The organism is Brevibacillus sp. NRRL NRS-603, assembly GCF_003013445.1.
Lineage (GTDB): Bacteria > Bacillota > Bacilli > Brevibacillales > Brevibacillaceae > Brevibacillus > Brevibacillus formosus.
Genome location: NZ_PXZN01000136.1, coordinates 1 through 724, shown reverse-complemented (window position 1 = coordinate 724; position 724 = coordinate 1). Strand labels below are relative to the sequence as shown.

1 protein-coding gene is annotated in these 724 nt (G+C 50.6%); it reads right to left on the bottom strand.

Going from position 1 to position 724, the window contains the following annotated elements; all coding sequences use genetic code 11:
• Positions 1-724: anthranilate synthase component I family protein (locus tag C7R94_RS29200; RefSeq protein ID WP_146142856.1), on the bottom strand; the 724-nt coding region annotated here is incomplete at both ends.

The following is a 724-nucleotide window of genomic DNA, read 5'->3' as shown; positions in this document are numbered from 1 at the left end:
AACCATCAAATGAAATGTAGCCGATCGCTCCCGCATACAGATGGCGTGCGTCAGGCTCGAGCTCTGCAATAATTTCCATCGCCCGCAGCTTGGGAGAACCAGATACTGTCCCTGCCGGAAAAGCACTCAGCAATGCATCGAAAGCGTGCAGTCCCTCCCGGAGCTTGCCAGTCACATGCGAAACCATATGCATCACATGGGAGTAGTTTTCAATAACCAATGCTTCCTCCACTTTCACGCTACCGTAAGCTGAGACCTTTCCAACATCGTTGCGCCCCAGATCCAGCAGCATGTAATGCTCGGCTCGCTCTTTTTTATCAGCCAAAAGATCAGCCGCCAATGCAGCATCTTCTTGTGGAGTCGCCCCTCTTTTTCGCGTTCCTGCAATCGGTCGCATCTCTACTTTTTCATCTTCTACACGCACGAGCAGTTCTGGTGAAGTCCCGACGACTGTCTCACCCTCGTATTCGAGATAGTACATGTATGGGGAGGGATTCAATGTACGCAGCAATCGATACACCGCAAAAGGATCGACGTCAGTCTTTACAGAAAAACGTTGGGACAACACGACTTGAAAAATGTCTCCGGCCGCGATGTATTCTTTCGCCTGCACGACTAGCTGCTCGTATTGCTCACGCGTCATATTTGGCTGTACGGTCAATGGCGCTGGTGTATCAGCCGCTACTTGAATGCGTTGATCCATTTCAAGTGGTGCTGAAACCTT